The organism is Nocardioides sp. (genome assembly GCF_034670285.1).
In the GTDB taxonomy this organism is placed as follows: domain Bacteria; phylum Actinomycetota; class Actinomycetes; order Propionibacteriales; family Nocardioidaceae; genus Nocardioides.
Genome location: NZ_JAXMNS010000244.1, coordinates 1 through 5,838 on the forward strand (window position 1 = coordinate 1; position 5,838 = coordinate 5,838).

Sequence of the window (5,838 nt, forward strand, 5' to 3'; positions counted from 1 at the left end):
GACCGACGCCACCACGACGTTCCGGCCCCGCCGCTCGGTCCTCTACATGCCCAGCTCGAACGCCAAGGTGCTCGAGAAGGCCAAGACGCTGGAGTGCGACGGCGTCATCTTCGACCTCGAGGACGCCGTCGCGCCCGACGCCAAGCCGTCGGCGCGTGAGGCCGCCTGCGCGGCCGTGGCCAGCGGCGAGTACGGCAACCGCGAGCTGACCATCCGCGTCAACGGCCTCGGCACCGAGTGGCACGACGCCGACCTCGCTGCCGCAGCCGCAGCCGGCCCCGACGGCATCGTCGTCCCGAAGGTCAACTCCGCCGACGAGGTGCGCCAGCTCGTCGCCGCGATGGAGGCCGCCGGAGCGCCCGAGCACACCAAGCTCTGGGCGATGGTCGAGACGCCCGAGGCGATCTTCAACGTGCGCGAGCTCGCCGCTGCCTCCGACCGGCTCGCCGTCCTCGTGATGGGCACCAACGACCTGGTCAAGGAGCTGTATGCCGAGCACGTGCCCGGACGCGCCCCGCTGATGACCTCGCTGTCGCTCTCGCTCCTGGCCGCCCGCGCCGCCGGTGTCGCGATCCTCGACGGCGTCTACAACGACGTGAAGAACGCCGAAGGCTTCCTCGCCGAGTGCGAGCAGGGCCGCCAGATGGGCTTCGACGGCAAGACCCTCATCCACCCCGGCCAGGTCGGCCCTGCCAACGAGCAGTTCGCGCCGTCCGAGGCCGCCATCGCCGATGCCCGCGGGATCCTCGAGGCCTGGGAGGCCGGCAAGGGCTCTGGTGTCGTGACCTACAACAACAAGATGGTCGAGAACCTCCACGTCGAGTCGGCCGAGCGCACCCTGGCGATCGCCGACGCGATCGCTGCTCTCTGACCGTTCGCGAGCCGGCCCGCCGCATGGCGGCGCCTGTGGAGGACGAGCGCGTGAACCGCGACTCCGAGGCACTCTGGTCGGATGCTGTTGCCGACCTCGGAAGTGGGGCACCATGGAAGCCGTGACCACCTTGCCGCGCACCGGGATGACCAGGGACGACCTGGCCGCCCTCGTGCCGGAGGAACCCGATGACGGTCACCGCTACGAGCTCATCGACGGGACGCTCATCGTGACTCCGGCGCCGGGGTTCCGTCACCAGGTCGCCTCGGTCCAGCTGACCGTCCTGCTGCATCAGGCCTGCCCGTCGGAGCTCGCCGTCCTCACGGCCCCCTTCGCCGTCGGGCTCGGCGTCGACACCGAGGTCCAGCCCGACCTGCTGGTGGCGTCGCGAGACGCCTTCACCGACAAGGACCTGCCAGGCGCGCCGCTCCTCGCGGTCGAGATCCTCTCGCCCAGCACCCGCCTCATCGACCTGAACCTCAAGAAGGCCCGCTACGAGGAAGCCGGGTGCGCGTCCTACTGGGTCGTCGACCCCCTCGAGCTGCGCCTGCTCGCCTGGGAGCTGCGCGACGGCACGTACGTCCAGGTCGCCGACGTCGGCGAGGACGAGGCCTGGTCTGCCGTCCTTCCTTTCCCGGTCACCATCACGCCCTCGACGCTGGCCTGACCGGAACATCCGTTCCACCTGGGTTGAACGAGATCCCGACTAGTGGCCGGCGCCCTCGGCAGCCAGCGCCCCTCCGGTCCAGCGTTCGTCGCCGCTGACGCTAGCCGCGGTCGTCGAGCTCGGCGACGAGCTTGGTGGCCGCCGTACGACGGTAGGAGGCGTCGATCAGCTCGGCCACCTCGTCCCAGCCGCCGGCGGCGACATCGGGCAGGTCGATCCCCAGCCACCCGGACCCGCCGATGTAGGCCGGCACGAAGACCCGGGGGTCGTCGAGCAGGGCATCGTGCTCGTCGGTCTCGAGCAGCACCATGATGCTCTGCTCGTGCTGGACGTACTCGCCGTCGACCTTCACCGAGCCGCCGTAGTAGGCGAAGACCTTGCCGCGCGGCTGGGTCCAGAAGGCCGGTCGACCGTGAGAGACCTTCATCGCAGCGGCAGGGAGCGCCAGGGCGAGCTCACGCACGCGGACCAGCGCCGGGTCGTCGTCCTCGAACATCTGGGGGTGGGCCATCACTCGATCGTAGGGCGATCGTGTCGCCTGCGGAGAGAGCGAGCACCGAGGGGCGCCGGCCCGGCAGCATCGCGCTCCTGCTGTTGCCGACGTCGAATGCGAGGCACCATGGAACCCATGAGCACGCTGTCCAGGTCACCGCACCGACCGGGTCTCACCCGAGCCGCGCTGGAGCACAGCCCTGATGACGGCTACCGCTACGAGCTCATCGACGGAGCTCTGTTCGTGACGCCGGCCCCGGGCTACCGGCACCAGCGGATCGTGATGCTGCTGGGCTCGCTGCTGGACAGTCAGTGCCCACCTGACCTCCCGAGGGCCCGACGCTCGTCGTGCTCGACCTCGTCGACGGCGTCTACGTCACGACTGCCACCCTCGGGCCGGCCGACACCTGGGGGGCGGCGGCACCCTTCGCCGTGACGCTCCGCCCCGGAAACCTCATCGACTAGGCGTCGTCGCGCTGCCACGATCAGGCGATGCACCTGATCGTCCTCTTCGGGCCCCAAGCCGTCGGCAAGATGAGCGTCGGTCGCGAGATCGCGCGCCTGACGCCCTACCGGCTCTTCCACAACCACGCGACCATCGAGCCGTTGCTCGAGGTGTTCGACTGGGACTCACCGGCCTTCCAGACCCTCAAGCTCGAGTTCCGCCGTCGGGTGATCGAGGAGGCGGTCGCGAGCGACCTGCCGGGACTGGTCTTCACCATCGTCTGGGCTCTCGACCTCGCCGAGGACAAGGCCTACGTCGAGCACCTCGTCGCACCCGTGCTCGACGCCGGCGGCCGCGTCGACTTCGTCGAGCTGTATGCCGATGAGGGGACGCGGCTGAGCCGTGAGGGCACCCCCGAGCGACTGGCCGCGAAGCCGTCCAAGCGCGACACCGCCTGGGCGCGTGCCGACCTCGTCGACTCGGGGCGGCGTCATGCGCTCAGCACGTCGGAGTGTCAGCCGTTCCCGCTCGACGGCCCGCACTACCGCGTCGACAACGGCGATCTCACTGCGGCCGGGGCGGCCGAGCGCGTCGTCGACCTGCTCGCCCTCCCCCGCAGGTAGGTCGCCACCGTCTGGCAGGCTCGGGCCATGAGCTCGACCCTGGGATGCATCGGACTGTCCGTCGACGACACCGAGAGCCTCGACGCGCTCGTCGGTCGTCTCCTGCCGGACGCCGCGGTCGTCGCCCGCTCCGGAGAGCTCCAGGCACGCCGGTGGGTCGATGCGAGCGGTGCGTCGCTCACGATGACCGTGCGCCAGAGCGGCGACGACGAGGGCGTGCTCGTCGACATCGTCCCGTCGTACGTCGCGCCGACCGGTGGCGGCGCGGGTCACGACGGCGTACGCCTCGGCTCGTTGAGCGGCTACGGCGACGTCCTGGCCGCCGACCTCGTCGACGATGCCGGCACCCGCGTCCTGCGGGTCGCCTGCGACCTCGCGCAGAGCATCGTGACCGAGGTCAGCGACCCCCGACCGGCCCACCTCACGGCGCTCGGGCTCGACCTCACCGTGCACGCCGACGCCGCCGCCTTCGCTGCCTCGGACGAGAGCGTCATCAGCACCCCCGGCCCCGGACAGACGCCGCTGCGGTTCGCCACCGAGTCGTTGCTCGCCTACGGGCTCTCGGAGGACGCCGCGAAGGCGCAGCCGACGGCGTTCGTGTCGGGCACCGTGCTGTCGGTGTCGAGCCAGACCAACGCCGAGACCGGCCAGGGCTTCCACACCGCGCGACTGCTCACCTCGGCCGGTCACGTCACCGCCTGCCTCGCCGCCGGCGACCACCCCGACCCGCCGCGCCTGGGCAACGTGCTCTCCGGCGTCTGCTACCTCGTGCTGGACGTCCCGGACCTCTGAAGGTCCCGGCGAGGACACCGGCAGCGACAGCGGGTCAGCACCACAGGTCGCGGATGAACTCGACCTCTGTGGCCGCCTGCGCGTAGCCGGCGTGCGCCGACGGCGCCCGGGCCCCGGGGTCGAGGACGTTCTTGCCGATCGCGTCCAGCGACCCGTTGTCGGGCGAGATCACGAGGTGGTCGACGCCGAGCTCGGCGAGCTGCTGGCCGGCCGTGCGCAACGGGCCGGCCGACCGGTCCGAGGGCGTGAGGGCGACCACGCGCGTGCAGTCGCCGACCAGGTCGGCGTTCGAGCCCGAGCGCACGCCGCCGTCGACGTAGAGCGCGCCGTCGATCGGGATGGGTGGGTAGACGCACGGCACGGCGCAGCTGGCGTTGACCGCGTCGCGCAGGCTCACCTCAGGGCGTTCGGACTGCGGGCCGAAGGTGACGAGCTCGCCGGTCGCGACGTCCACTGCGGTGACGACCAGGTCGCGGTCGGCCCACGTGAGTCCACCGATGCGCTTGTCGACCTGGGCGTAGCGCTCCTCGATCGACGGCGTACGGCCGCGGGCGGTGCGGCGGACCGCCTTGGCCCCGAGCACCCGGCCGAACCGTGTCCGGTCGCCGCGCGCCCGCAGGAGCGACACCACGAACGCCGCCATCGTGCCGACCCCCAACGAGGCGACGTCCACGTCGCCGTCGCCGAGCACGGCCGGCGGCAGCAGCTGGCGCCGAAAGAGCTCCTCGAGCCCGATGTCGCTGGTGATCGGGGCACCGACGATCGAGCCGGCCGACGTACCGACGATGCGGTCGGCGGCGCTCAGGTCGACGCCGTGCTCGGCAAGGCCGTAGAGCAGCCCGGTCTCCCAGGCGATGCCGGTGATCCCGCCGCCACCGAGCACGAGCCCCCGCCGGCCGGCGTCCTGCTTCTCCGGCTCAGTCATCGTCGCGCTTCAGCTTCTCGTCGAGCCACAGCTTCATGCTGCCCGCGAAGCCGGCCACGTCGTGGACCAGCTTGCCCAGCGCGTCCTGGCTCTGCTCGAACGCGGTCGAGTAGCTGCTCGCCGCCTCCCGGGCTGCGTCGCTGACCTTGGCCTCGTCGTCGGTGTCGCGTCGCGGATAGCTGCCCGCGACGTAGGAGGCGTACTCGCCGGAGTCGACCCAGCGGCGCAGCTCGGCGGCCCGTACGACGGCGAACGGGTGGGTCTGGTTCTCGACCAGCAGCAGCTTGAGCACCGAGTCGCGCAGGTCGGCGGCGTCGAGGTACTCCTGGCCCTGGGCGAAGAACGCGGTGGTGTCGAGGTCGTCGAGATGGCCGCCGCTGGCCAGCTGCATGTGCACCTTGAACGCCGTCGCCGGGTCCTGGGTGGCCAGGAGCCCCGCCCGGTCGGCCGAGAGCTCGGCCTTGCGCGACCACTCGTGGAGCGCCGCGACGATCGCGCGGACCCCGAGAGCACCGAGCGGGATCGAGCCGAGCACCCCGGTCATCGTAAGGAGCCGGCGCAGCAAGGTCTGGTAGACCGCGTGGCCACTGAGCGCGTGACCGAGCTCGTGGGCCAGCACGAAGCGCAGCTCCTCCTCGTCGAGGAGGTCGACCAGCGCGGAGTTGAGGATGATGATCGGCTGGTTCATCCCGATCGTGACCGCGTTGAGCGTCGGGTTCGCCGAGACGTAGAGCTCGGGGATCTCCTCGGTGTCGAGCACCCGGGCGACGTCCTTGAGCAAGAAGTGCAGCCGGGCGAACTGGCGCTCGTCGACGCGCACCGAGGAGCCGAGGTAGACCAGCCGCACCGCACGTTCGTTGACGAGGCCCGACATCGCCTTGAGCACCGTGTCGAAGCCCTTCAGCTTGCGCAGCGCCACGAGCGCTCCGCGATCGGCCGGGTGCTCCCAGGCACGCGAGCTGATGTCGGTCAGGATCGCCCGGGAGCGGGCCGGCTGCGGAGTCACGCGCCCCACTCTTACAC

Annotated in this window: 7 protein-coding genes; 4 read left to right on the plus strand and 3 right to left on the minus strand. The window is 71.2% G+C overall.

Annotated features, from left to right (window positions below):
* On the plus strand, positions 1-871 hold an 871-nt coding region (locus VOI19_RS12670), incomplete at its 5' end, for a CoA ester lyase (protein WP_323793323.1).
* Positions 872-983: 112 nt separating this feature from the next.
* Positions 984-1,538: a Uma2 family endonuclease gene (locus tag VOI19_RS12675; protein WP_323793324.1), complete on the plus strand. Its 555-nt coding sequence runs from the start codon at positions 984-986 to the stop codon at positions 1,536-1,538.
* A 100-nt stretch (positions 1,539-1,638) separates the two neighbouring features.
* On the opposite strand, the gene VOI19_RS12680 is transcribed toward VOI19_RS12675, so the two are convergent.
* Complete coding sequence (locus VOI19_RS12680; protein ID WP_323793325.1) at positions 1,639-2,049, minus strand: MmcQ/YjbR family DNA-binding protein; 411 nt, start codon at positions 2,047-2,049, stop codon at positions 1,639-1,641.
* Positions 2,050-2,522: 473 nt separating this feature from the next.
* Here VOI19_RS12680 and VOI19_RS12685 point away from each other — a divergent pair, with 473 nt between their 5' ends.
* Positions 2,523-3,098: a hypothetical protein gene (locus VOI19_RS12685; protein ID WP_323793326.1), complete on the plus strand. Its 576-nt coding sequence runs from the start codon at positions 2,523-2,525 to the stop codon at positions 3,096-3,098.
* A 27-nt stretch (positions 3,099-3,125) separates the two neighbouring features.
* Positions 3,126-3,890: a hypothetical protein gene (locus tag VOI19_RS12690; protein ID WP_323793327.1), complete on the plus strand. Its 765-nt coding sequence runs from the start codon at positions 3,126-3,128 to the stop codon at positions 3,888-3,890.
* A 34-nt stretch (positions 3,891-3,924) separates the two neighbouring features.
* Here VOI19_RS12690 and VOI19_RS12695 read toward each other — a convergent pair whose 3' ends face one another.
* A complete protein-coding gene (locus tag VOI19_RS12695; protein WP_323793328.1) occupies positions 3,925-4,815 on the minus strand; it encodes a patatin-like phospholipase family protein in 891 nt (296 codons plus the stop codon).
* Positions 4,808-5,830, minus strand: coding sequence for a M48 family metallopeptidase (locus VOI19_RS12700; RefSeq protein ID WP_323793329.1), 1,023 nt, complete (start codon positions 5,828-5,830; stop codon positions 4,808-4,810). The genes VOI19_RS12695 and VOI19_RS12700 overlap by 8 nt, the downstream gene beginning before the upstream one ends.
* Between the last annotated feature and the right edge of the window lie 8 nt (positions 5,831-5,838).